The sequence below is a fragment of the Pseudomonas putida S13.1.2 genome (assembly GCF_000498395.2).
Taxonomy (GTDB): Bacteria; Pseudomonadota; Gammaproteobacteria; order Pseudomonadales; family Pseudomonadaceae; genus Aquipseudomonas; species Aquipseudomonas putida_Q.
Window position 1 is genome coordinate 2535896 of sequence record NZ_CP010979.1, and the last position, 24048, is coordinate 2559943.

A 24048-nucleotide genomic window follows, 5' to 3' on the forward strand; every position below is an offset into this window, starting at 1 on the left:
TAGATCCTTTGAATGATTGGCTGGCCAAACGCATATTGAATTGATGCTGTGACTGTCACATGACAGCCCTAGCTTTGGCGCTACCGACAACAACCACTCCGGTATTGCCATGACACCCTTCCCGAAACTGTTGCGCTGTGCCCGCCTCGCCCTGCTGCCACTGCTGCTCGCCCCCGCCGTGCAGGCACAGCAGGTGCTTACTGTCGGCCTGATCCCGTCGGAAGACTCCCAGGCCATGATCAAGAGCAGCCAGCAGGTGCTCGACCAGTTGCAAGCGCGCCTGGGCATGCCGGTCAAGCCATTCGTCGCGACTGACTACAACGGGGTGATCGAAGCCCTGCGCGCCGGCAAGCTGGACGTGGCCTATCTCGGCCCGTTTTCCTACGTACTGGCCAACCAGATCGCCGGTGCCGAAGCTTTTGCCGTGGCGGTGACCAAAAAGACCGCCAGCAGCGCCTACCACAGCCTGATCATCGCCCGCCGGGATAGCGGTATTCGTACGCTCGACGACCTCAAGGGCCACACCTTCGCCTTCGTCGACCCCAGCTCGGCCTCTGGCCATCTGTTCCCCAAGGCCGGCCTGGAGCACGCAGGCCATGACCCGAAAACCCTGTTCTCACGGGTGATCTTCTCCGGCTCGCACGATGCCAGCATTCTTGCCGTGGCAAACCGCAAGGTTGATGCAGCGGCCGTGGCCGACCGTATCCTGGCCGGGGCTGTGAACAACGGCCAGGTTCAGCAGCAGGACTTCCGGGTGGTGTGGACCTCCCCGGATATTCCCGAATCACCAATGGTCTGGCGCAACAACCTTGACCCCGAACTGCAGGCCAGGCTGCGCACTGCGTTTGCCGGCATCAAGGACGTGCCCTGGGGCGATCAGGGCATGCTCAATGGCTTCCAGCCGACCACTGACGCGGCCTACAACGTGGTTCGTGACACCGCCAAAGTGCTCGACCTCGACCTGCGGAGCCTGAAATGATCCGTATCCGCCGACTGACCAAGGGCTACACCGACAACCCGGTACTGCGCGGCATCGACCTGGATGTTCAGGCCGGTGAATTCGTGGTGATCCTCGGCCAGTCCGGCGCCGGCAAATCGACCCTGCTGCGCTGCATGAACCGGCTGGCCCAGGCCGACACCGGCGAGCTGCAGGTGGCCGGGGTTAACGCCATGCGTGCAGCCGACCAACGCGCACTGCGCCGGCAGGTAGCGATGATCTTCCAGCATCACAACGTGGTACCGCGGCTGTCGGTGCTTAAGAACGTGCTGACCGGCCGTCTCGGCCACTGCAGCACGCTCGCCTCGCTGCTACAGCTGTTCCGCCGCGACGACGTGACACTGGCCCGTGACTGCCTGCGCCGGGTCGAGCTGGAGCACAAGGCCGGGTCGCGCACCGATGCGCTGTCTGGCGGGCAGATGCAGCGGGTGGGTATCGCCCGTGCGCTGGCCCAGCGACCACAGGTGATTCTGGCCGACGAACCGGTGGCCAGCCTCGACCCGAACACCGCGCATGTGGTCATGCAGTACCTGCGCGAAGCCAGCCGCACCCTCGGCATAACCGTGGTGTGCAACCTGCACCAGGTGGAACTGGCGCGGGCATTCGCCGACCGCATCGTCGGCCTGGCCAACGGGCGCCTGGTGTTCGACGGCCAACCCGGTCAGCTGGACGAAGCCGCGCTGCAGCGCATCTATCACAACCCATCTGCCAATGAGCCTGGGCAGGCAATGGCTGCACCACGGCCAATGCTGGCCACTGGCACAGGAGCCTCGGCATGAACCCGCAGAGCCACCAATGGCTGGTCAAAACACCCACTCGCGCCCGCAGCTGGCTGGGCACTGGCGCGCTGTTGCTGGCGATCGTCCTGGTGCTGCAGTGGAGCGCCGAAGGGGCACAGCTGAGCTGGGGCGAACTGGCAAACGGGCTGCCACAGATCGGCGACTTCCTTGGCCGCTCGCTACCGCCAGACCTGAGCATAATGCCCAGTTTGTGGCGCCCGGCCCTGGAAACCCTGCAAATCGCGCTATGGGGCACCCTGCTGGGGATCGTTCTCGCCGTGCCGCTGGGTTTTCTGGCCGCGCGCAACTTGCATGGCAACCGCTGGCTATACCAGGCCACCCGGCAGCTGCTGAACGTGATCCGCAGCATCAACGAGCTGATCCTGGCGTTGGTGTTCGTCTCGGCGGTAGGGCTGGGGCCCTTCCCTGGCGTGCTGGCCCTGGCGCTGCATGGCGTGGGCATGCTCGGCAAGTTCTTTGCCGAAACCATCGAGGAAATCGACCAGGGGCCCATTGAAGCGCTGCGGGCCACCGGTGCCCGGCCACTGCAGGTGATTGCCTTCGGCGTGCTGCCGCAAGTGATCACCGCCTGGATCGCCGTGGTGCTGTACCGCTTCGAGGTGAACCTGCGTTCGGCCACGGTGCTGGGCATGGTCGGTGCCGGTGGCCTGGGCTTCGAGCTGGTCAGCAGCCTGAAGCTGTTCAAGTACCAGGAAACCGCCACCTGCATCCTGGTGATCACTGTGATGGTGGTGCTTGCCGACCTGGTCTCCAACCGCCTGCGGCACGCCATTCAGGGCAACGCCCGCCACTGATTGCCGCCCATCCAACCCCTTGCCACGTGCGCCCGGTGGGCGCGCGACGGGCAGACCATGCCTGGAGTTCAAGCCCATGCACTTTGTGTCCGTTATCGGCTCAGCCGATAGCACCCTGCAATCAATCGATTGGATCGAAACCCGCCAGCCGACGAGCATGGCTGCACTTTCCAACAACAATAAGGAACTGCCCATGCCTGCCTGCTTCCACAACCCGGTTACCACCGTTTTCGGTGGTGGCAGCCTGGACCAGATCGCCCAACACTGCCCCGGCAAAGTCGCCCTGGTCACCTTCCCTGAGGCCGAACAGCTCGGCCTGGTTGCGCGGGTACGCAGCCTGCTGGGCGAGCGACTGGTGTGCGTGATCGACAATGTGCAACCCAACCCCGATGTCGCCTGGCTGCGGGGTGTGCATGAAGCGTTCTGGGCACGGCACGGCGACTGCGATACGGTGCTGGCGCTAGGCGGTGGCAGCGCCATCGATACCGCAAAGGCGCTGATCGTCGGTACCGCTTCTGGCCATTTCGATGAACTGCTCGAGCTGCTGGCCAGCGGCAAACCGTTTACCCCGGCCCGACACAAGACACTGGTGGCCGCGCCGACCACGGCAGGCACCGGCAGCGAGGTGACGCCATGGGCCACCCTGTGGGACGCTGGCCAGCAGAAGAAGTATTCACTGCACCTGAGCTGTACCTGGCCCAGCGTGGCGCTTATCGACCCGGAACTGATGCTCAGCGTGCCGGCCGGGGTGACAGTCTCCACCGGGCTGGATGCCTTGTCCCACGCGCTGGAATCAATCTGGAACCACAACGCCAATCCGCTCTCCGATACCTTCGCACTGTCGGCCATCGACGACATTCTCGACTGCCTGCCACGCCTGCAGCAGGACCTGGGCAACCGCGAGCTGCGGGCACGCATGGCGTTGGCTGCACTGAAGGCCGGGCTGGCCTTTTCCAACACCAAGACTGCCCTGGCCCACTCCATTTCCTACGAAATGACCTTGCGCCACGGCCTGCCCCACGGCATCGCCTGCTCCTTCACCCTGCCGCTGGTGCTGGGCCTGGCCTGGGGCCGTGATGCCGGGCGTGACCAGATCCTGCAGAAGGCCTTCGGCCGCGACCTTGCAGCCGCCCAACAGCGCTTGCGAGCATTTCTCCATCGGCTGGGCGTGCGCACCGAATTCGCAGACTACGGCGTGACAGCCGCCGAGGCCCAGGCGATGATCGACGCCGCCATGCAGGGCGCCCGTGGGCGCAATTTCATCGGCGCGCAAGCCGCCTGACATTCCGCGTTTTTCCTGTAGCACCTTTCAAGAGTGCCGACTCGCCGTGCCCCTTGGGCCGGCGCCAGAGAACAAAAGGAAACCGTCATGAACCGTGCACAAACCCTGACTGGCGCGCTGCCCAGCACAATGCCGTTTCGCCTCGCGCAATGGCGCATGCTGCTGGCCGCGATGTTCTGCTACCTGTTCTTCTACACCGGGCGACAAACCTTCGGTTTCGCCATCCCCGGGATCCAGGCCGAGTTCGGCCTGAGCAAGGAAACCCTCGGCTGGGCCTCCACCGCCATGCTGTGGATGTATGCCATTGGCCAGGCCATCAATGGCAACCTCGCCGACAAGTTCGGCGGCCGGCGCATCATGAGCATCGGCGCCGTGTTGTCGTGCGGCGCCAACTGGGTCACCAGCTTTGCCGGCGGTTTTCTCAGCCTGATCCTGCCATGGGGCGTCAACGGCTACTTCCAGGCCCTGGGCTGGGCGCCCGGCAGCCGCCTGCTGTCAAACTGGTGGGGTGCTGCCGAGCGCGGCAAGGTCTATGGCTTCTATGTGTTCGCCGCCGGCTGCGCTTCGGTGCTGTCGTATGTCACCTCGGTAGTGGTGATCGATGTACTGCACCTGGAGTGGCGCTGGATCTTCCGCCTGCCGGTGCTGCTGATGCTGGCCGGTGGCATCGTTTTTTACCTGGTTGCCCGGGAACGCCCGCAGGACATGGGCTACCCCGCGCTGGACGACACCGGCGTAGCCAACGCCGAAGACAGCGCCAACGCGGCTACTCAGGGCGGCGAAGAAACCTCGCGCCAGCGTTACCTTGCCGTTCTGAAAAACCCGCGTCTGCTGGTGGCCGCAGTGTCGCTGGGCTTCCAGAACGCTGCGCGCTACGGGCTGATCGTCTGGGTGCCGGTGCATTTCCTGGGCGCCAACTGGCAGAAAGGCGACAGTTTCATCGACCCGAAGTGGATCACCATCGCCTTGCCGGTGGGCATGGCCGTGGGTGCGCTGAGCAACGGCTGGGTGTCGGACAAGCTGTTCGGTAGCAAGCGCTACAAGGCAATCATGCTGTACATGGTGTTGGGCGCGCTCACCAGCCTGTGGATGTGGAGCCTGCCGGCACACAGCGCGGTAGGCCTGCTGGCGCTGTTCCTCTGCGGTTTCTTTGTCTATGGCCCTGCATCGAGCTTCTGGGCGTTGTGCCCGGACCTGGTCGGCGCGCGCCGCGCCGGCACCGCCACAGGGATCATGAATTTTGCCTCGTACCTGTTCGCCGGGCTGGCGGAGCCGCTGATCGGACGTATGCTCGATACCACCGGCAATACGTCGCTGATCTTCGTCGTGGTCACCACAGCCTGCGCCTGCAGTGCCCTGGTGGCCCTGTTCGTGCGCCGCTGAGGTTGCCTGCCATGTCGTCCGTGCCATTGCCAGAGAGGTGTCATGTACCAGTACCACAAGTGGTTGCGCTCCTTTCATGCCGTGGCGCGGACCGGCAGTTTCACCCAGGCCGCCGAGCTGCTGAGCATCGGCCAGCCGACTGTCAGCGAGCAGGTCAGCGGCCTGGAAAAACGCTTTTGCGTGGAACTGCTCCACCGCCGCGGGCGCTTTGTCGAGCTGAGCCCGGCAGGCCGCCAGCTCTACGAAATCACCCAGGGCCTGTTCGGCCAGGAGGACGAAGCGTTGCAACTGCTGCACAGCTTCCAGCAACGCAAGCAAGGCATGCTACGCATCGGCGCGGTGTCGCCGCCGATCGCCATGAGCCTGACGTACGAGCTGATGCAGCGCTACCCGCAGATCGAACTGGAAACCTCGTTCAGCAGCGAAGCCGGGACACTGGAGAGGCTGTACAACTTCGACATCGACCTGGCCATCCTCGCCCTGTCGGAGTTCGACCAGCGCCTGAGCACCCGGCTGTACCGCACCTGCCCGATTCTGGCGGTGGTGCGCGACGACCATCCCTGGGCCGGGCAGACGAGTGTCAGCGTGAAGGACATTGCCGGTCAGCGCGTGGTGCTGCGCGAAGCGGCATCGCGCACCCGCCAGCTTGTGGAGGAAGGCTGCCGCCGGCATGGCGTAACACTGGATTGCGCGATGCAGTTGAACAGCCGCGAGGCCATTGTGCATGCGGTGGTACACGGCATCGGCGTGGGCTTTGTCTCGGCGGTGGAGTATGCCGACCGGCCCGGCACGCGCTCTGTCGCCTTTATCGAAGACCCGTTCCACATCAGTTACTACCTGTGCTGCCTGGGCATCCGCCGTAACCGGGCGGTCATCGCCGAACTGTTCGACGCGCTCAACGCGCACTGATGCACCACTGACCAGCGCGAGCCTGCCAATGCGTCGGGCGGGCCGCGCTCACCCTGAGTTTTTACCCACTGGAGCTTTGCCATGCACTATCAGCACCCCAAGCACCTGCAGGCCGCCATTCTTGACTGGGCCGGCACCGTGGTGGATTTCGGCTCGTTCGCCCCCACCCAGATCTTCGTAGAGGCCTTTGCCGAGTTCGGCGTGCAGGTCAGCCTGGAGGAAGCCCGCGGGCCCATGGGCATGGGAAAGTGGGACCATATCCGCACGCTGTGCGATGTGCCCGCCATTGCCGCGCGCTACCAGGCCGCATTCGGCCATACGCCAAGCGACGAGGATGTGACAGCTATCTACGAACGCTTCATGCCCTTGCAGATCGAGAAGATCGCCGACCATTCGGCGCTGATTCCCGGGGCCCTGGAAGTCATCGCCCAGTTGCGCCGGCAAGGGCTGAAAATCGGCTCCTGCTCAGGCTACCCTGCTGTGGTGATGGAAAAGGTGGTGGCGCTTGCCTTGAGCAACGGCTACAGCGCCGACCACGTGGTGGCTACCGACGAGGTACCGAATGGTCGCCCCTACCCGGCGCAGGCGCTGGCCAATGTGATTGCCCTGGGGGTCAGCGATGTAGCGGCTTGCGTCAAGGTCGACGACACTTGGCCGGGCATTCTCGAGGGCCGCAGCGCGGGAATGTGGACCGTGGCCCTGACCTGCTCGGGCAACGCGCTTGGGCTGACCTACGAGCAGTATAAAGCCCTGCCCGAAGCGGAACTGGAACAGCAACGCCAGCGCATTGGCAACCTGTTCGAAGGCGTGCGACCGCATTACCTGGTCGACACCATCGCCGAACTGCCTGGCGTCATCGCCGATATCAATGCCCGCCTGGCGCGTGGAGAAATGCCGCAAGGCAGTTGAACCCGACGGCATGGCCTGGTTTGTCTGCGAACAACGCGTCATCCGTTTCGCGGGCAAACCCGCTTCTGCGCGAAGGGCTGATACACACGTACGCCATTGATGAAATTTCATTATCAGCATTCACTATGCTCCACTGACAATGGAACTCAATTCATCAACAAGGCCTGCCATGTACTCCTCCGAACGCCTGAAAGGCATCGACGTATTCGTTGCCGTCGCTGATCTGGGCAGCTTCACGGCAGCCGCCGAGCGGCTCAACCTCACCAGCTCGGCCATCAGCAAGAGCGTGGCCCGGCTGGAGGCCCGCCTGGGCGCACGGCTGTTCAACCGCACCACACGCACCTTGTCGCTCAGCGAGGCTGGCGTCATCTTCTACCGTACCTGCACCTCGGTCCTGGCCGACCTGGAAGAGGTCGAGCACGCACTGGTCGCCAGCGACAACGAACCCCATGGCAAGGTCCGGATAGAACTGCCAGCCTCCTACGGCCGCCTGCATGTGCTGCCCTTGATTCTGGACTTCATCCGCCTGCACCCGTTGCTGCAACCGCACGTGTCTTTCTCCGACCGTTTTGTCGACCCGGTGCACGAAGGTATCGACATCGTGGTGCGAATCGGTGGCCCGGATGCCTGGCCTGCGGCACTTGGCCACCAGTACTTCGGTGCCCAGCGCCTGATGTTCTGTGCCGCACCCGCCTACCTGGAAAAGCACGGCGTGCCACAAGACGAACGCGACCTGGAACACCACCACTGCGTCGGCTATGGCCATACCGATGGCATGGTCAGCCCCTGGCTGTTCAAGGGCCGCCAACCTGGCGAAATGGAACGACGCAGCGTACAACCCCGCATCGCGGTGGGGGACGGTGAAGGGGAAGTTGCAGCAGTGCTGGCCGGTCATGGTATCGGCCAGCTACCTACCTGGCTGACCCAGCAACACCTCGATCAAGGGCGGCTGGTCGAAGTGTTGCCCGCGCTGGCCACTGACGGCCTGCCGATGAACCTGGTGTGGCTCAAGAGCCGCGAAGGGTTACCCAAGGTCCGCGCCTTGCTCGACTACCTGCTGCCGCGGCTGGCGCCTCATGGTACCCGGGCCAGCGATGCGCGCTGATGCGCAAGGCTGCCGACCAGCGGCACAAGCCCCAGCGCCACCAGCGCCACGCCTGCGGCTACGTAGCCCAGGTATTCGATACCCAGGCCGGGGATGGTCAAGCCACCGAGTACGGCGCCCAAGCCAATCCCCGCATTGGCCGCCGACACATTGGTGCTACCGGCCAAGGCCTGGGCATGCGTCACAGACCCCATCACCCGTACCTGGCTGATGGGGTATAGCGCGGTGTTGGCCACACCCCACACCCCCAGTGCCAGGCAGAACACCAGGCCTGCCTGTGCCAGTGGCACGATTGCCGCCATGCCGATAGCCAGCAGCACCAGAAACAGCGCCGTCGCCCGCAGCGGTGAACGATCCACGGCTCGTCCACCGATCCAGTTGCCGAGCAGGCCCACCGCGCCAAAGCCCATGAGCCACCAACCGGTATGCGCGGGTGGTACACCCGCCACCCGCTGCAGCAGCTCGGCCAGGTAGCTGTAGCCTGTGAACATCGCGGTGAACACCACCACCGAAAGCAAAACATTGGCGAGGAAATAGCGCTCTTTGAAAATGCGTGCCTGCTGCATGAAGTCGACTTTTGCAGCGCGGGCAACGTGCGGCATCCACACCCACATGGCCAGCGCCATCAGCAACGACAGTGCGGCCAGTATCCAGAATGCACCACGCCAACCCACGGCATTGGACGCCACGGTGCCCAGCGGAATGCCCAACAGCATCGCCGCCGAGATGCCCAGGTACACCTTGGAAATGGCTTGCCCTGCTTTATCCGGCCCGGCCAACTGGCCGGCCGTTTCACTGGCCGTTCCCCAGAACACCGGCAACGCCAGTGCCGGGACGACCCGAGCAATGGCCAGCACCCAGAAACTGGTCGAGGCCGCAGCCAATGCATTGGCTGCGGCAAATACCAGCAGAATGGTGATGAATAAACGCTTGCGATCCAGGTGCGCCAATGCCGCAGTCAAGACCGGACCGGCAAGCATCACAGTAAAGGCAAACAGCGTGACCAACTGCCCCGCCATCGAAATGGAAACCCCCAGGTCCTGGCTGAGCGCGGGCAACAAGCCGACAATCAGGAATTCGGTGGTCACGATCAAAAAGGCCGAAAAGGCAAGGACCGCGACGCTGATTGCAGCAATACGGCCAGTGGGGGTAGCCCCAAGGCGGGGTTCAAAAGCAGACATCAAGACAGGCTCCGGTAAAGATGCTGCCAGTCTATTGGTAAATAAAATTCCTATTTTTGGTTATTTTTCACGAATCGAATGAAGCCAAATCATTAATTGCACTTGAATGTATACAACTTACAGGTTTCCTGATTACATTATCCCTCGCCTACGACCTCGGTAATCGCCAAGGCGTATTGCAACGGGCTTAAGCCATGTTATCCGCAACCGTTAAGAAAACCCTCCTAGTCAAAAACGCCGCACTTCTGGTCACCATGGACGGCCAACGCCGCGAGATCAAAAACGGCGGCCTGTACATCGAAGACAACCTGATCACACAGGTCGGCCCCACCGACACCCTGCCACAACAGGCCGACGTCATCCTCGACATGGCCGGCAAAGTGGTCATCCCAGGCCTGGTCAACACCCACCACCACATGTACCAGAGCCTCACTCGCGTGGTGCCGGCAGCCCAGGACGGCGAGCTGTTCAACTGGCTGACCAACCTGTACCCGATCTGGGCGCGCCTGACCCCCGAAATGATCGCGGTGTCGACCCAGACCGCTATGGCCGAGCTGATCTTGTCCGGCTGCACCACCTCCAGCGACCACCTGTACATCTACCCCAACGGCTGCAAGCTCGACGACAGCATCCATGCCGCCGCCGAGATCGGCATGCGCTTCCACGCCGCACGCGGCAGCATGAGCGTGGGCCAGAGCCAGGGCGGCCTGCCGCCTGACTCAGTGGTGGAAAGGGAAGCTGACATCCTCAAGGAATCCCAGCGCCTGATCGAGGACTACCACGATGCCAGCCACGGCTCGATGCGCCGCATCGTGGTAGCCCCCTGCTCGCCGTTCTCGGTCAGCCGTGACCTGATGCGCGAAGCCGCCGTGCTGGCACGCCAGTACGGGGTGTCGCTGCACACCCACCTGGCCGAGAACGTCAACGACATCGCCTACAGCCGCGAGAAGTTCGGCATGACCCCTGCCGAGTACGCCGAGGACCTCGGCTGGGTCGGCCACGATGTATGGCATGCCCACTGCGTGCAGCTCGACCAGCACGGCATAGAGCTGTTCGCCCGCACCGGCACCGGCGTCGCCCACTGCCCATGCTCGAATATGCGCCTGGCCTCGGGCATTGCCCCGATACGCAAGATGCGCGACCACGGCGTACCGGTGGGCCTTGGGGTCGACGGCTCTGCCTCCAACGACGGCGCCAGCATGATCGGTGAAGTGCGCCAGGCCCTGCTGCTGCAGCGAGTAGGCTTCGGCCCCGACGCCATGACCGCGCGCGAAGCACTGGAAATCGCCACGCTGGGCGGCGCCAAGGTGCTCAACCGCAATGACATCGGCGCCCTGGCGCCGGGCATGGTCGCCGACTTCGTCGCCTTCGACCTCGGCCACGTCGCCTATGCCGGTGGCCACCACGACCCGCTGGCGGCACTGGTGTTCTGCACCCCGACCCAGGTGCACACCAGCGTGATCAACGGCCGCGTCGTGGTGAAAGACGGCCAGCTGACCACCGTCGACCTGCCACGCGTGCTGGAGCGCCACAACCAGCTGGCACATCAGCTGGTCAGCGGCAACTGACTGTACCCGGGCTGCTGCGGCCAAGGCCGGTTGCAGTAGCCCACACCTCCCATTCAAAACTCAATGAATGCGACTGAGACCTTGCTGTTAGACGCATAAAATAACAAAGCGAGCTACTCACCATGACTTCTCCCGCTTCACCTCGTCCGGAAGACGAGAACCTCGGCGTGGGCGCCAACCTGGCCTATGGCCTGCAACATGTACTGACCATGTACGGCGGCATGATCGCCGTACCGCTGATCATCGGCCAGGCCGCAGGCCTCAGCGCTGGCGATGTCGGCCTGCTGATTGCCGCCTCGCTGTTCGCAGGGGGCCTGGCAACATTGCTGCAAACCTTGGGCATTCCCTTCTTCGGCTGCCGCTTGCCGCTGGTGCAGGGGGTTTCCTTTGCCAGCGTCGCCACCATGGTGGCGATCATCGGCAATGACGGCACCGGCGGCATGCAGGTGGTGCTCGGCGCAGTGATCGTGTCATCACTGGTCGGCCTGCTGATCACCCCGCTGTTCTCGCGCATCATCAAGTACTTCCCGCCCTTGGTGACAGGCATCGTCATCACCACCATCGGCCTGACCCTGATGCCGGTTACCGCGCGCTGGGCCATGGGCGGCAACAGCCAGGCCGCTGATTTTGGCAGCCCGGCGAACATTGGCCTGGCGGCATTCACCCTGGCCTCGGTACTGCTGCTGAGCAAGCTGGGCAGTGCCAGCTTGTCGCGCCTGTCGATCCTGCTGGCAATCGTGATCGGCACACTGGCAGCGATGGCCACCGGCATGGCCGATTTCTCCCAGGCGCTGCAAGGGCCGTGGGTGGCCATGCCCGAGGTGCTGCACTTCGGCGCACCGCAGTTCCAGGTGGCGGCGATCCTGTCGATGCTTATCGTCATCGTGGTGACCATGGTCGAAACTTCGGCAGACATCCTGGCCGTGGGTGAAATCATCGGCACACCGGTCGACTCCAAGCGCCTGGGCAATGGCCTGCGTGCCGACATGATCTCCAGCGCCCTGGCGCCGTTGTTCGGCTCGTTCACGCAAAGTGCCTTCGCGCAGAACGTCGGCCTGGTCGCCGTGACCGGGGTGAAGAGCCGCTACGTGGTGGCCAGTGCCGGCCTGATCCTGGTCACGCTGGGGCTGCTGCCGGTGATGGGCAGGCTGGTCGCCGCGGTGCCGACCGCCGTGCTCGGCGGTGCCGGGCTGGTGCTGTTCGGCACGGTCGCGGCCAGCGGCATCCGCACCCTGGCCCAGGTGGACTACCGCAACAACATGAACCTGATCATTGTCGCCACCTCGATCGGCTTTGGCATGATCCCGATTGCGGCGCCGGGTTTCTATCACCACTTCCCGACCTGGTTCGAGACCATTTTCCACTCCGGTATCAGTTCGGCGGCGATCATGGCGATTCTGCTCAACCTGCTGTTCAACCACCTGCGCGCCGGCAACTCCGACCAGCAGTCGGTGTTCGTCGCCGCCAGCGAGCGCACCCTGCGCTACCGGGATATCGCCGGGCTGAATGAAGGTGATGTGTTCCGTGATGGCAAGCTGTATGACCGCGATGGCAACCAGGTGCCGATCATGGAGCCTGATGAGGGGCACTTCAAACCGGCCAAGGTGCCTGTTATGCACTGACGCCTACTCCCCAAGGCTGACGTGCACCCTGTGGGAGCGGCCTTGTGTCGCGATAGGGCCGCAAAGCGGCCCTGGCAATCTATGCTGCGTCGCAGAAATTGTGGGGCTGCTGCGCAGCCCTATCGCGACACAAGGCCGCTCCCACAAAAAAGGCGACAGACCGCGGGCCCTGGCTTACTGCTGCTGCCGGGTAGCGCACACCACGATTTCTCGGATACACACGGACTGCGGCTGGCCATAGGCAAAGCCGATGGTCTCGGCAATGGTCTCGGCCGTGAGTACCCCGCCCATCTCTCGCTTCCAGTCGTTGTACCCCGCCTTGATGGCGTCATCGGTCGTGTGGCTGAGCAGTTCGGTGTCGACTGCACCCGGCTCGATGGTGATCACCCGCACATTGCTCGGTGCCAGCTCTTCTCGCAGGTTTTCCGACAGGCCGGTAACAGCAAACTTGGTTCCGACGTAGGCGACGTGGTTGGGAAAAGCCTTGCGACCGGCCACCGAACTCACGTTGATGATAGTGCCCTGCCTGCGCTCGACCATACCGCTGGCGACCGCATGAATGCCGTTGAGCAGGCCGCGCACGTTCACGTCGAGCATGCGGTCCCACTGCTCCGGGTCCTGGGTGGCGATACTGCCCAGCAGCATCACGCCAGCATTGTTGATGATCGCGTCCACCGGGCCAAACCGTGCTTCGGCCTCAGCGACGGCTGCCAGCACCGCAGCGCGGTCGGTGATATCGACCGCCAGTGCCAGGGTATTGGGCAGCTGCAGTTGCTGCATCGGCGCCAGGCGCCGGGACAGCAGCAACAGGGCGTGGCCACGGCTGGACAGCAGCTTGGCGGTGGCCAGGCCGATACCGGAGCTGGCACCGGTAATGACTACCAAAGGTTTAAGGGTGTCGGTCATGGTCACCATCCTGTTATCCGATTTGCCTATGGGTAAGAAGTAGAGCGAGTATAGAAGCTGGTTTTTCTTGCGAAAAATGGGAAATTCTTTTCGCAGCCATCGGCATAACTTATGGGTAATACATGGATTATCGCCAGCTTCGCGCCTTCATCGCCGTGTTCGAAGAGCGCAACATCACTGCCGCCGCGCGGTCGATACACCTTAGCCAACCAGCGCTTTCCGGCAGCATCCGGGCACTGGAGCAGGCCTTGGGCACCACGCTGTTCGTGCGCCAGGCCCGCGGCGTCGAGGTGACCGAGGATGCCCGCGCGCTCTACCCCGAAGCGCAGCGCATGGTCGCCGACGCCAATCGCCTGCTCGGCCGCTTCAAGGGCGATCGTGAGCGTGCGCCGTTGCAGATCGGCGTGGAGCAGGATGTGAGTGCGGCGGTACTGGGCAAGGTGGTGCTGGCAGCCGCTGCCATCCAGCCCCCGGTGCGCCTGCAACTGGCGACCGGCTGCATGGGCGCGGTGCGGCTGGCCAGCGAAGAACTGCGCTGTGAGGATGAGTTGTTTCTGCCGCTGCACAGCGACCCGTTCGTGCTGGCGGTTGCGCAGCAGGCAACCACCGAAGCGCGCTGGATCACCTGCCCGTCACAGCCCAGCCATCAGCGCCTGCAACCTTTCTACAGCGGTATTCTGGTGGCAGAGGCAGACACCTTTGCCCTGGCCCTGGAGCTGGTTGCGGCGGGCCTGGGCGCCGCGATCGTGCCAGAATCGCTGGCCACCGAGCACCCCGGCGTGCGCATCGAGACCATGCCACAACTCGACCTGCGCCGGCGTATCGGCCTGTGCTACTCGGCCCAGGCGCTGGCGCTTGATGGCGTCGTTCAGCTGCGCGATGCCTTGCAGAGTTGAATTGCCTGTACCGGCCCTGTCACCGGCCAGATTTAGCACGGGCTATGTGGGAGCTGGCTTGCCGGCGATGGGGTGCGAAGCAGCCCCAGGTTTCAGGTGCGCAGAACTTGCTCCCCGGCATTGCTCGGCAAGCGCATGGCATCCGCCAACGCCACACAGGCAATCAAGGCAACACCGATCAACGCCCAGTGGAAGTCGCTGACTGTCATCTCGGCTTCGCCGCCCCGCGCCATCATCGCCACGCGCAACAGCAGTGCCACCACCGCCACACCCAACGCCATCGCCAGCTGGAAGCACATGCTGAACAGCGTCGAAGCCTCGCCCATCTGCTGCTTGGGCACATCGGCAAAACCGACAGCGTTGTATGTGGTGAACTGCATCGAGCGCGAAAGCCCGCCCACGAACAACACCACGGCCATCCAGTACCACGGCATGCCTTGCTGCAAGCCCAGGCAGGCCAGAATGCAACCAACGCCAATCAGCCCGTTGACCAGCAACACGCGGCGGAAACCATAGCGGCGCAGCAACCTGGTGGTAAACGGCTTCATCGCCAGGTTGCCGGCGAAGATCGCCAGTACCAGCAGCCCGGCATCCACCGGCGACAAGCCGAAACCAATCTGCAGCAGCAACGGGATCAGGAACGGCAAGGCGCTGATCGACAGGCGGAACAAGGTTCCGCCAACGATGCTGACCCTGAACGTGGGAATAGACAGGGTATTCAGTGGCAATAGCGGCGAAGGATGGCGCCGGCAATGACGAACTGCTAACCAGGTCAGCAAGCCCCCCAGCGACACCAGTGCCAGCCCGGCGCCCAGGCTGCCACCCGCCAGCGAGCCGAGCATTTCCAGGCCGACCAGCCACGCCGCACAAGACGATGCCAGGAAAACGAACCCCAGCGTGTCGAAACGGCGTTTTTCATCTGACCGCGCATTAGGAATCAGCACCCAGGCAGCCGCAATGGCCAGCAACCCGAGGGGGATGTTCAGGTAGAAGATCCAGGGCCACGACCAATGCGTGACGATCAGGCCACCGAGCGGCGGCCCCAATACCGGCGCCACCAGGCCGGGCCAGGTGATCACCGCGAGCATTTTCACCAGGTCTTTTTTCTCGGTCGTGCGCAGCACCACCAGCCGGCCCACCGGTACCATCAGGGCACCGCCAATGCCCTGCAGTACCCGGGCTGCCACGAACGTTTCCAGGGTCGGGGCCATGCCGCACAGCAATGAAGCCACGGTAAACAGGCCAATGGCCCCGGCAAACACCTGTCGCGGGCCGAAACGGTCGGCCACCCAGCCACTGAGCGGAATGAATACCGCAACTGCCAGCAGATAGGCACTGATGCCGATGTTCAGGCTGACAGCGCTTTCACCGAAGTCACTGGCCATTTGCGGCAATGCCGTGGCAATCACGGTGGCGTCGAGGTTTTCCATGAAGAAGGTGATAGCCACCAGCAGGGCGATGCAGGTGGCTTGGCGGGAGGTGTAGACGGCTGCCGGGTTGGCCAAAGCTTCAGGTCCTTCTGATGGGTGAGTGCGGCTCAAGCAAACCGAGGTTTCAGAGGCCCATGACCATTTCATGCCAGGCCATGCCGCCATGATCCGACGGCGACGGTTTCACGTACTGATACCCCATCTTCTGGTACAGCGCCACATGCTGCTGCTTGCACATCAGGTGAATGTTCTGCTTGCCCGAGGCCTTCATGCGGGCGATGAATTCGTCCATCAAGCGCTTGGCGTAACCTTTGCCCTGGTGCACCGGGTCCACCACCACCGACATGATCACCACGTTCGGTGCTGCCGGGTCATGGCCGATCAGTTCCTTGAAGTCTTCATCAGACATGACCACTTCGTGGGCGCAACCGCTATTGATGAAGCCGACGATTTCACCCATGTTCTCCAGGATGAGGAAGCCTTGCGGATACTGCACGATGCGGGTGCGGATTTTCTCCAGCGTGGCCGCTTCATCCCCTTCGTACGCGCCGATTTCAATGGCGTAGCAGCGCTCGGCGTCTGCAACTGTGGGGGTACGGAACTGCAGGGTACTCATGACTGACTCCTTGGAAACGTGAAAGCGTCAGCCATGTTAAACCAGTAGCGTTGCGCTTGCCGCCCACCTGGGATGGCAAGCATCATGGGCGCATCGCCTACTCGCCCACGGATACGCCTATGACCGCTGCCCCACTCACCCTCACGGAGCCCGGGCGCTGCAAGCGCCTGAAAGCGGCCAGCAGCAGTGACCATGACCAGGTCGACAAACTGGTGATGGCGGCGCAGCCCTTCGCGGACCGCGAACGTTATGCCTGCTTCCTGCAGGTGCAGCACCGTTTCCACGGCAGCCTGTTGTCGCTTTACCGCGACGAGGCGCTGAACCTGCGCCTGCCGGGGCTGGTGCGGCTGTCGCGTTTTGCGGCGGTCGAGGACGACCTGCGTGACCTCGGGCTGCCGCTGCCTGAGTTGCCCCGGCAGGTTTGCGCCAGTGCAGCCCAGGCCTTGGGCTGGCTGTATTGCAGTGAAGGCTCCAACCTGGGTGCAGCGTTCCTGTTCAAGCAGACCCAGCGCCTGGGCCTGAATGGCGATGAGGGTGCCCGCCACCTGGCGCCGCACCCCGATGGTCGGGCACTGCACTGGCGCGAGTTCGTGGCCAGGCTTGATGGCCTGGTGCTGAACGACGAGGAAGAGGCCGAGGTGATTGTTGGGGCGATTGCCGCGTTCGACAGTTATCGGGCACACCTGCGAGAAGTGTTCGCAAGCCAATGAACAGTGGTTTGTAAAGAACCTGTACTCCGCTTTGCGGCTCCATTGGCCTATCTCGGGCTGTCCTCGATGATCAGGTCGGCCGCCCGCTCGGCCACTGCCATCACCGCCCCTTGGATGTTGCCCGAGACCATCGACGGCATGACCGAGGCATCCACCACCCTCAGGCCCTGTACACCATGCACCTTGAGCCGGGAGTCGACCACGGCGGCGGGGTCTTCACCCATTCGGCAGGTGCCGATCGGGTGGTAGATGGTTTGCCCGGTGCGTCGTGCGAATTCCAGCCATTGCGCATCGCTCTGCGCATCCAGTCCCGGGCTAGTTTCCGCTTCGACATAGCGCGCTATTGCCGGTTGTTGCACGATCCGTCGGGCAATCTTCATGCCCTCGACAAGGCACTGCTGGTCCTCGCGTTCGGCCAGCATATTGGGGCGGATGGCCGGCATCGCATGGCGGTCGCTGCTTTCTATATGCACCGAGCCCATCGACTTGGGCCGCAGCTGGCTGACGCCCAGAGTCATGCCTGGGTGTCGGTCGAGCACCCGGTTGGCGGCATTGGCATAGCTGGCATGCACGAAGAAATACTGCACGTCCGGCGTCGCCAGGCGCGGGTCGGTCTTGACGAAACCGTGCACCAGGCCAGTCCCCAGCGTGAGGATGCCGGTACGCCGGGTATAATACTCAGCCACCGCCAACCCCAGGCGCCAGCCACGGGCAAGCTGATTGAGGGTTACCACGTCCTTCATGCGCCAGTTCATGCGGGTGGCGAAATGGTCAATGTAGTTCTCGCCTACCCCGCGCAGCTCGTGCCTGACTGATACCCCGGCAGCCAGTAATACCTCGGCGCGGCCGATGCCGGACAATTCCAGCAGCTGGGGTGACTGGATGGCCCCTGCGCACAGGATGACCTCGACATTGGCCTTGACCGTGACTTCACGGCTGCCTTGCTGATAGGTCACCCCGACACAGCGCTTGCCCTGCAAGTCGATGCGCAGCACCTGCGCATGGGTCACGATGGTCAGGTTCGCCCGCGTGCGGGCAGGCTTGAGGTAGCCATCCACCACACTCCAGCGTCGCCCGGCCTTCTGCGCCACCTGGTAGTAGCCGAAACCTGTCTGATCCTGCCCATTGTAATCCTCGTTATAAGGCTGGCCGTCCTGCGCGGCTGCCTCCAGGAAAGCGCTCGACAGCGTGAAGCGCTCGCTTACCTGGTGGATATGCATGGGGCCCTCATGCCCTCGGTTGGCGTCCCCCTGCGCGTAGTTTTCGAAGCGGTCGAAGTACGGCTTGAGGGTTTCGAAGTTCCAGCCTTTGGCGCCTGTCGCAGCCCAGGCATCGTAATCACCGGGCTGCCCGCGTACGTAGATCATGCCGTTGATCAGCGTTGAGCCGCCCAGGCCACGTCCACGCGGCACGGCAATCTCGCGATTGTAGGTGCCGGCTTCCGGCTTGGTCTTGAAGTTCCAGTTGAAGCGCTTGTCGACCATCAGTTTGCTGAATCCGGCGGGGATCGGGATCCACCGGCCGTTGGGTTCACCGCCCGCCTCCAGTACCAGCACGCGGTGCTTGCCCGAGGCGCTCAGGCGGTTGGCGAGGATGCAACCAGCCGTGCCACCGCCAACGATGACATAGTCATGGTCGTGCATGGTCGGCCTCCTCGCTTTCAGTTTCGCCGCTCATGGCAGCGGCCATCAGTTCGACCTGGCACTGCAGCATGGGCCGGCCCAGATGCACACGGCAGCCCCGCTCTGCAGCCGCCAGCAGCAACGGTGTGTACTCAGGCTGCATGATGATTTCTGCTACGACCTGCTCGCGGGTCAGCCGGTGAACATCGCAGGGGTAGTCATCGGTTTCGCGCAACCCCATGGACGTGGCATTGACCACCAGGTCATGGCCGGAGGGGTCCGCTGTGCCAACGTTGAACGTGGCGCCTGGGAACAGCCCGGCGAGTCGACTGGCCAGGTGTTCGGCCTTGGCCTGGGTACGGTTGGCAATGGTGAGGCTGGCAACGCCGGCCTCGGCCAGGGCATAGGCGATGGCTTGCGCTGCCCCACCTGCACCCGCCAGGTACACCGTCATGCCGGAGGGCTCGATACCAGCCCGTCGCAAGCCGGCGACAAACCCCACGCCATCGAGGATGTCCCCATGCAAGCGGCCGTTTGCCTGACGACGCACCACATTGACCGCGCCCACCTGCTCTGCGGCCAGGGACACGCTGTCACACAGGTGCACTATGGCGCCCTTGTGCGGCACCGTTACCACAAAGCCATCCAGGTTGCGCATCGCCCGCAAGCCCTGCACCGCATCGGCAAGCTGTTCGGGGCCGACATGCAGCGGCACCATCACCCGGTCGTAACCGCGCGCGGCCATCAGGGCGTTGATTTCTTCCGGGGTCTTAACGTGGTGAATCGGCTCGGCGATGATGGCGAACAGCCGCGTGTTCCCGCTGATTATCTGTGGTTGTACCGTTTTATTCATGGCCTATTCCGAATTCAGAGTGTCAAGACTGATCCGACCGGGCCCCACGCTTTGCCGTGAGCCGCGATCGACCGTGCGGACACCATAATCGGGCAAGGCCCTGCCCGGGTATGACACCCAGGCAAAGCAGGTTTGCCTGGGTGTCAACGCGAGGTTTCAGAGCCCCCAGGGGTGCTCGGCAATGCGCTGCTCGATGGCGTGGATGAATGCCTTGATGCGCGGGCTGAGGTTCTTGCGGTTGGGGTATACCAGGTAGATGGGCTGGGCAATGCCTGGCCGATAGTCCTCCAGCAGCGGCACCAGCCTGCCGGCCTTGAGGTCATCGCCAATGTGAAAGTCCGCCAGCCGCACGATGCCCCCGCCATTGAGCGCAATGGAGCGCAGCAGGTCGCCCTGGGTGAAGGTGGAACGGGGCTGCACCGGCACGCGGCTGGTCTCGCCCAAATGCTGGTAACCCCAGGTATTCCAGGGGCTTTCGAAGGCGAAGTGGTAGCAGTCGTGCAGCAGCAGGTCTGCCGGCTGTTGCGGGCACCCACGCTGTGCCAGGTAGGCTGGCGCAGCGCAGGTGATCCAGTGCGCTTCGCCGATTCGCCGCGCCACCCGCGACGAGTCTGGCAGCACGCCACTGTGAATAGCGATGTCCAGGCCCTGGTCGAACTGGTCGACGTACTGCGCGCCCACTTCGATTCGCACCGACAGGCCGGGGTTGGCCGCCAGAAACGCTGGCAACCAGGGGATGATCTGGTGCTTGGCGAAAGTGGCCATGGTGTGGATGCGCAAGGTGCCGCTGAGCTGCGCCGGGAAAACCTCGGCCAGAGAGTCGGCTTCAGCCATGGCATCCATCACCGCACGTGCACTGCGCAGGTAGACCGTGCCCTCTTCGGTCAGGGTGAGGTTACGGGCGCCACGCTGGAACAGCCGTACCGCCAGGCGATCCTCCAGCCGCGTCACCAGCTTGCTCACGGCCGAGGGCGTGAGGTCGTTGGCACGGGCGGCGGCAGAGAAACTGCCATGCTCCGTGGCCCACAGAAACGCCAGCATCTGGGCGTAGTTTTCCTTGTTCACGGCACGTCATCCAGGCGCTTGCCTGGCACGAGCCTGGCGCTGCTTTGCCGGGCGATCAGGGCGATGTCCAGCTCGGTGATGCGCGGGACTTCCACACCCTCGATCTGGGCGATCAGGGTGTCGGCGCTGATTCGGCCAATCTCGAAAATCGGAATGCTTACCGAGGTCAAGCTGGGCGAGGCGATGGCACTGAAGCTGATGTCGTCGAAACCGGTGATGGAGATGTCTGCCGGCACTTCGATACCACAGTGCTTGGCCTGCGCGCTGGCGCCCAGCGCCAGGAGGTCGGTGGTGCAGATGAGCGCGGTGGGCCGGGGTGACATCTGCAATAGCTGCTCGAACCCCGCCCGGCCTCCGTCGATGCTGAACGGCTGCTCGATGATACGGTTTTCCGCAACGTCCAGGCCGTGCTCGGCAAAGCGCTTGCGCACCCCCTGGATTCGATAGCGGGCGCGCTCGTTGTACTGGCGGTGCCCGGTGAGGATGGCAACATCCCGGTGACCCAGGCCAAGCAGGTGGTCGGCTACCAGCTCGCCACCCCTGACGTTGCAGAAGCCCACCGCGCAATGCGTGTGACAGTCGTCCACCGACCACATCAGCACATAGGGCCGCTGGGCCACCTGCAGCAACTCGAACACCGCAGGGTCATGGTCAGTGCCGACCAGGAAGATACCTTCCACGCCCCGTTCGATGAAGTTGCGCACACTGGAGATCTCGCGTTCGCGGTCATACTCGTGGGAGGCAATGATCAGCTGGTAGCCGAAGGCGTTCAGGCGTTGCTGCAAGGCCTGGATCGAGTCGGCATAGATCGGGTTGTTGAGCGTGGGGAAAATCGCCGCAACGCTGAAGGTGCGGCGCAGGGCCAAGGCCCTGGCAGCGCCGTCCATCACGTACTGCAACTGCCGCACCGCGGCATCGACCTTGGCCAGCGTGGCCGGTTTCACCTGGTCGGGATTGGACAACGCGCGAGATGCGCTGCCCAGTGAAACCCCTGCCAGGCGGGCAACATCGCGCAGCGTCGGTTTTTGGTTTTTTGTCATAGGTGTTGTCGCTCCTGCTTGACAGCAGTATACCACCACGCTTAAAAATGAACCGGTTCATATTCTGAACCCGGTCATGCCTAAACCAACAAGAAAGCGACCGTCAGGCCCAATGCACCCATCGAGGTGTTTTTTTGGAACATAAACTTGAACCGGTTCAAGTTTGCCCGGCGACGCACGACATACCAGGAGGCAACACAATGAAAACAATGCCTTGGGCCCTCAGTGGCATCGCAGCACTGACCTTGTCAGCCTCGCTGACTGCCTATGCCGATGTACAGATCGGCGCGCTCTACCCACTCAGTGGTGCCCTCGCCCTGCTCGGGGACGAAAGCTACCGCGGCGTGGAACTGGCCGTGGCCGAGCGCAACGCCGCCGGGGGCCTGAAAGGCGAGCCGATCAAGCTGGTCAAGGCCGATGCGGTGGACGCCGCCCAGGCAGTCAGCGCTGCGCGCCGGTTAACCTCCAGTGATAATGTGTCGGCGGTGTTCGGCAGCTACTCCTCCGCCCTCTCCTTTGCCGCTACCCAAGTCACCGAACTGGCCGGCATACCCTACTTCGAGCTGGGCGCCGTGGCCGACAACATTACTGACCGCGGCCTGCAGAACGTCTACCGCAGCAACCCGACCGCAAAAAACTTCGCCGAAGGCACCATCACCGCGGTCACCGAGCTGGTCGCACCGCAACTGAAAGTGGACGCCAAAAGCCTGAAGATCGCGATCATCCACGAAGACGCCCTGTACGGCACCACCATTGCCAACTTCCAGAAGGCCATTGCTGCCAGCCAAGGGCTCAACGTGGTCGAGGTCCTGCCCTATTCGGCCAAAGCCGTCGACCTGTCGTCTCTGATCCTGCGCCTTAAAGGTGCCGGTGCCGACGTAGTGCTGCAAACCTCCTATCAGAACGACACCACCCTGTTCTTCCGGCAAATCCGCGAGGCCGGCTATACACCCAAGGCCATCATTGGCGCCGGTGGCGGTTACTCGATGCAGGACACCATGAAAGTGGTGGGCGCGCAGAACATCGAGGGCGTGCTGGACGTGGACTTCCCGCAGTTCCAGACCAACGAGGCCGGCGCCCCGGGCATTGCCGCATTCGCCGATGCCTACCGCGCCCGCTATGGCAGCGAACCGCGCTCCGGGCACAGCCTGATCAACTATGTGGGGGCCAAAGTGTTCCTCGATGCCATGGCCAATGCCAAGTCGTTCGAGGCCGACGACATCCGCGAGGCGGTGCACGCCATCGACATCCCGGTTGGCCAGACTGCGGCCAACATCGGTGCCAGGTTCGGCGAGAACGGCCAGAACCAACGCGCGCAGACCACCATCATGCAGTGGCAGCAAGGTGTGCTGAAAACCGTCTACCCGCAAGAGGCTGCCGTGTCCCAGGCCACTTTGGCCAGCCAACCCTGACCTTACCGTCAACACCCAGGCAACGCGCCCCCGGCTGGGCGCGCTGCCTGTGCACGAGGACCTTTCATGGACATCTTCCTGCAACTTCTGCTTAACGGCGTGTTGCTCGGTGGCACGTTGGCCATCATCAGCATCGGCCTGACGCTGATCTTCGGCATCGTCAGGGTGGTCAATTTCGCCCATGGCGAATTCCTGATGATCGGCATGTACGCCGTGTACCTGATGAACCAGCATTTCGGCCTGCACCCCTATGCCGCCATCATCCCGGCAGTCGCCCTGCTGTTCGTGCTGGGCGCAGGCATGCAACGCTTCATCATCCAGCCGCTGCTGGCCGCCGAAGGGCATATCCAGATTTTTGCCACGGTAGGCGTATCCATTGCACTGATGAACGCCGCACTGATGGCGTTCGGCGCCGACGTGCTGACCGTCAGCAACCCCAGCGGCCTGGGCATCAGCAGCCTCGCGGTCGGCCCGCTGCGCGCCAGCAGCGGCCAGGTACTGACCTTCCTGGTGTCGCTGGCCCTGGTCGGTGGCCTGCACTGGTTTCTGCACAATACCTTTCTTGGGCGCGCGGTTCGCGCTACAGCGCAGCACCGCAACGCTGCCCTGCTGATGGGCGTAAACGTCAACCGCATCTACATCTTCGCTTTCGGCCTGGGCTGCGCGTGCCTAGGGCTGGCGGCAGGCATGATCGCCCCGCAGTACCCGGTGTTCCCCACCTTCGGCACGTTCTTTGTGCTGACCGCCTTCGTCATCGTGGTGCTGGGCGGCCTTGGCAGCCTGTCGGGGGCGTTGGTGGGTTCGATCCTGATCGGCGTGGTGGACAGCATGGCGGGTTACTACATCGCACCCGATCTCAAGGAAGTGGTGTATTTCCTGATCTTCCTGGCGATCCTCATTTTCCGCCCCACCGGTCTGTTCGGTGCCGGGCGTGGCTCAGAGTAGGAG

At 63.4% G+C, this 24048-nt stretch carries 22 protein-coding genes; 14 read left to right on the top strand and 8 right to left on the bottom strand.

The window, feature by feature from the left end:
* Positions 1-109: 109 nt before the first annotated feature.
* From phnD to N805_RS11475, 8 genes are all read left to right on the top strand, one after another.
* On the top strand, positions 110-979 hold the full coding sequence (phnD, locus tag N805_RS11440; RefSeq protein ID WP_028613591.1) for a phosphonate ABC transporter substrate-binding protein: 870 nt from the start codon (positions 110-112) through the stop codon (positions 977-979).
* Positions 976-1776 carry a phosphonate ABC transporter ATP-binding protein gene (gene phnC / locus N805_RS11445; protein ID WP_028613590.1) on the top strand — a complete coding sequence of 267 codons (801 nt, stop codon included), beginning with the start codon at positions 976-978 and terminating at the stop codon, positions 1774-1776. The genes phnD and phnC overlap by 4 nt, the downstream gene beginning before the upstream one ends.
* On the top strand, positions 1773-2591 hold the full coding sequence (gene phnE, locus N805_RS11450; RefSeq protein ID WP_028613589.1) for a phosphonate ABC transporter, permease protein PhnE: 819 nt from the start codon (positions 1773-1775) through the stop codon (positions 2589-2591). The genes phnC and phnE overlap by 4 nt, the downstream gene beginning before the upstream one ends.
* Positions 2592-2784: 193 nt before the next feature.
* Positions 2785-3873, top strand: a complete 1089-nt coding sequence (psrA, locus tag N805_RS11455) for an iron-containing alcohol dehydrogenase PsrA (RefSeq protein WP_028613588.1) — start codon at positions 2785-2787, stop codon at positions 3871-3873.
* 87 nt (positions 3874-3960) lie between these two features.
* On the top strand, positions 3961-5256 hold the full coding sequence (locus tag N805_RS11460; protein ID WP_016500320.1) for an MFS transporter: 1296 nt from the start codon (positions 3961-3963) through the stop codon (positions 5254-5256).
* Positions 5257-5298: 42 nt separating this feature from the next.
* Entirely contained in the window at positions 5299-6165 is an 867-nt protein-coding gene (locus N805_RS11465; RefSeq protein ID WP_028613587.1) for a LysR substrate-binding domain-containing protein, read from the top strand.
* An 81-nt stretch (positions 6166-6246) separates the two neighbouring features.
* Positions 6247-7074 (top strand): phosphonoacetaldehyde hydrolase, encoded by an 828-nt coding sequence (gene phnX, locus N805_RS11470; protein WP_028613586.1) that lies wholly within the window; start codon positions 6247-6249, stop codon positions 7072-7074.
* A gap of 169 nt (positions 7075-7243) precedes the next feature.
* Positions 7244-8179 (top strand): LysR family transcriptional regulator, encoded by a 936-nt coding sequence (locus tag N805_RS11475; RefSeq protein WP_028613585.1) that lies wholly within the window; start codon positions 7244-7246, stop codon positions 8177-8179.
* Here the strand turns inward: N805_RS11475 and N805_RS11480 are convergent.
* Positions 8149-9360, bottom strand: a complete 1212-nt coding sequence (locus tag N805_RS11480) for an MFS transporter (protein ID WP_028613584.1) — start codon at positions 9358-9360, stop codon at positions 8149-8151. The two genes, N805_RS11475 and N805_RS11480, sit on opposite strands and share 31 nt — an antisense overlap.
* Positions 9361-9554: 194 nt before the next feature.
* On the opposite strand from N805_RS11480, the gene N805_RS11485 reads away from it, so the two are divergent.
* Together N805_RS11485 and N805_RS11490 are read left to right on the top strand one after the other, a co-directional pair.
* Positions 9555-10928: an 8-oxoguanine deaminase gene (locus N805_RS11485; protein ID WP_028613583.1), complete on the top strand. Its 1374-nt coding sequence runs from the start codon at positions 9555-9557 to the stop codon at positions 10926-10928.
* 122 nt (positions 10929-11050) lie between these two features.
* On the top strand, positions 11051-12550 hold the full coding sequence (locus N805_RS11490; RefSeq protein ID WP_028613582.1) for a nucleobase:cation symporter-2 family protein: 1500 nt from the start codon (positions 11051-11053) through the stop codon (positions 12548-12550).
* A 174-nt stretch (positions 12551-12724) separates the two neighbouring features.
* Here the strand turns inward: N805_RS11490 and N805_RS11495 are convergent, their stop codons facing one another.
* Complete coding sequence (locus N805_RS11495) at positions 12725-13456, bottom strand: SDR family oxidoreductase (RefSeq protein WP_028613581.1); 732 nt, start codon at positions 13454-13456, stop codon at positions 12725-12727.
* Positions 13457-13578: 122 nt separating this feature from the next.
* Between N805_RS11495 and N805_RS11500 the strand changes: the two genes are divergently transcribed.
* Positions 13579-14352: a LysR family transcriptional regulator gene (locus N805_RS11500; protein WP_028613580.1), complete on the top strand. Its 774-nt coding sequence runs from the start codon at positions 13579-13581 to the stop codon at positions 14350-14352.
* A gap of 92 nt (positions 14353-14444) precedes the next feature.
* Here the strand turns inward: N805_RS11500 and N805_RS11505 are convergent, their stop codons facing one another.
* Both N805_RS11505 and N805_RS11510 read right to left on the bottom strand, forming a co-directional pair.
* Positions 14445-15857 carry an MFS transporter gene (locus tag N805_RS11505; protein ID WP_080956797.1) on the bottom strand — a complete coding sequence of 471 codons (1413 nt, stop codon included), beginning with the start codon at positions 15855-15857 and terminating at the stop codon, positions 14445-14447.
* A gap of 49 nt (positions 15858-15906) precedes the next feature.
* Positions 15907-16398, bottom strand: coding sequence for a GNAT family N-acetyltransferase (locus N805_RS11510; protein WP_028613578.1), 492 nt, complete (start codon positions 16396-16398; stop codon positions 15907-15909).
* A 119-nt stretch (positions 16399-16517) separates the two neighbouring features.
* On the opposite strand from N805_RS11510, the gene N805_RS11515 reads away from it, so the two are divergent.
* The gene (locus N805_RS11515) at positions 16518-17108 is read left to right on the top strand and encodes a biliverdin-producing heme oxygenase (RefSeq protein WP_028613577.1); all 591 of its coding nucleotides are present in this window, start codon (positions 16518-16520) and stop codon (positions 17106-17108) included.
* A 47-nt stretch (positions 17109-17155) separates the two neighbouring features.
* Here the strand turns inward: N805_RS11515 and N805_RS11520 are convergent, their stop codons facing one another.
* The 4 genes from N805_RS11520 to N805_RS11535 all read right to left on the bottom strand — a co-directional run bounded on the left by N805_RS11520 (position 17156) and on the right by N805_RS11535 (position 21688).
* Positions 17156-18751 (bottom strand): GMC family oxidoreductase, encoded by a 1596-nt coding sequence (locus tag N805_RS11520; RefSeq protein ID WP_028613576.1) that lies wholly within the window; start codon positions 18749-18751, stop codon positions 17156-17158.
* Entirely contained in the window at positions 18738-19583 is an 846-nt protein-coding gene (locus N805_RS11525) for a shikimate dehydrogenase family protein (protein ID WP_033742382.1), read from the bottom strand. The genes N805_RS11520 and N805_RS11525 overlap by 14 nt, the downstream gene beginning before the upstream one ends.
* 156 nt (positions 19584-19739) lie before the next feature.
* Positions 19740-20624 carry a LysR family transcriptional regulator gene (locus tag N805_RS11530; protein ID WP_028613575.1) on the bottom strand — a complete coding sequence of 295 codons (885 nt, stop codon included), beginning with the start codon at positions 20622-20624 and terminating at the stop codon, positions 19740-19742.
* Between the two features lie 20 nt (positions 20625-20644).
* Positions 20645-21688 (bottom strand): substrate-binding domain-containing protein, encoded by a 1044-nt coding sequence (locus tag N805_RS11535; protein ID WP_028613574.1) that lies wholly within the window; start codon positions 21686-21688, stop codon positions 20645-20647.
* A gap of 200 nt (positions 21689-21888) precedes the next feature.
* Between N805_RS11535 and N805_RS11540 the strand changes: the two genes are divergently transcribed.
* Positions 21889-23100, top strand: coding sequence for an ABC transporter substrate-binding protein (locus tag N805_RS11540; protein WP_028613573.1), 1212 nt, complete (start codon positions 21889-21891; stop codon positions 23098-23100).
* Positions 23101-23166: 66 nt separating this feature from the next.
* Positions 23167-24045, top strand: coding sequence for a branched-chain amino acid ABC transporter permease (locus tag N805_RS11545; RefSeq protein ID WP_028613572.1), 879 nt, complete (start codon positions 23167-23169; stop codon positions 24043-24045).
* Positions 24046-24048 lie beyond the last annotated feature (3 nt).

What these genes read in the sequence shown, in the direction of transcription:
- phnD (WP_028613591.1), top strand. Translation starts at nt 110, where the DNA reads ATGACACCCTTCCCGAAACTGTTGCGCTGTGCCCGCCTCGCCCTGCTG.
- phnC (WP_028613590.1), top strand. Translation starts at nt 976, where the DNA reads ATGATCCGTATCCGCCGACTGACCAAGGGCTACACCGACAACCCGGTA.
- phnE (WP_028613589.1), top strand. Translation starts at nt 1,773, where the DNA reads ATGAACCCGCAGAGCCACCAATGGCTGGTCAAAACACCCACTCGCGCC.
- psrA (WP_028613588.1), top strand. Translation starts at nt 2,785, where the DNA reads ATGCCTGCCTGCTTCCACAACCCGGTTACCACCGTTTTCGGTGGTGGC.
- N805_RS11460 (WP_016500320.1), top strand. Translation starts at nt 3,961, where the DNA reads ATGAACCGTGCACAAACCCTGACTGGCGCGCTGCCCAGCACAATGCCG.
- N805_RS11465 (WP_028613587.1), top strand. Translation starts at nt 5,299, where the DNA reads ATGTACCAGTACCACAAGTGGTTGCGCTCCTTTCATGCCGTGGCGCGG.
- phnX (WP_028613586.1), top strand. Translation starts at nt 6,247, where the DNA reads ATGCACTATCAGCACCCCAAGCACCTGCAGGCCGCCATTCTTGACTGG.
- N805_RS11475 (WP_028613585.1), top strand. Translation starts at nt 7,244, where the DNA reads ATGTACTCCTCCGAACGCCTGAAAGGCATCGACGTATTCGTTGCCGTC.
- N805_RS11480 (WP_028613584.1), bottom strand. Translation starts at nt 9,360, where the DNA reads ATGTCTGCTTTTGAACCCCGCCTTGGGGCTACCCCCACTGGCCGTATT.
- N805_RS11485 (WP_028613583.1), top strand. Translation starts at nt 9,555, where the DNA reads ATGTTATCCGCAACCGTTAAGAAAACCCTCCTAGTCAAAAACGCCGCA.
- N805_RS11490 (WP_028613582.1), top strand. Translation starts at nt 11,051, where the DNA reads ATGACTTCTCCCGCTTCACCTCGTCCGGAAGACGAGAACCTCGGCGTG.
- N805_RS11495 (WP_028613581.1), bottom strand. Translation starts at nt 13,456, where the DNA reads ATGACCGACACCCTTAAACCTTTGGTAGTCATTACCGGTGCCAGCTCC.
- N805_RS11500 (WP_028613580.1), top strand. Translation starts at nt 13,579, where the DNA reads ATGGATTATCGCCAGCTTCGCGCCTTCATCGCCGTGTTCGAAGAGCGC.
- N805_RS11510 (WP_028613578.1), bottom strand. Translation starts at nt 16,398, where the DNA reads ATGAGTACCCTGCAGTTCCGTACCCCCACAGTTGCAGACGCCGAGCGC.
- N805_RS11515 (WP_028613577.1), top strand. Translation starts at nt 16,518, where the DNA reads ATGACCGCTGCCCCACTCACCCTCACGGAGCCCGGGCGCTGCAAGCGC.
- N805_RS11520 (WP_028613576.1), bottom strand. Translation starts at nt 18,751, where the DNA reads ATGCACGACCATGACTATGTCATCGTTGGCGGTGGCACGGCTGGTTGC.
- N805_RS11525 (WP_033742382.1), bottom strand. Translation starts at nt 19,583, where the DNA reads ATGAATAAAACGGTACAACCACAGATAATCAGCGGGAACACGCGGCTG.
- N805_RS11530 (WP_028613575.1), bottom strand. Translation starts at nt 20,624, where the DNA reads ATGCTGGCGTTTCTGTGGGCCACGGAGCATGGCAGTTTCTCTGCCGCC.
- N805_RS11535 (WP_028613574.1), bottom strand. Translation starts at nt 21,688, where the DNA reads ATGACAAAAAACCAAAAACCGACGCTGCGCGATGTTGCCCGCCTGGCA.
- N805_RS11540 (WP_028613573.1), top strand. Translation starts at nt 21,889, where the DNA reads ATGAAAACAATGCCTTGGGCCCTCAGTGGCATCGCAGCACTGACCTTG.
- N805_RS11545 (WP_028613572.1), top strand. Translation starts at nt 23,167, where the DNA reads ATGGACATCTTCCTGCAACTTCTGCTTAACGGCGTGTTGCTCGGTGGC.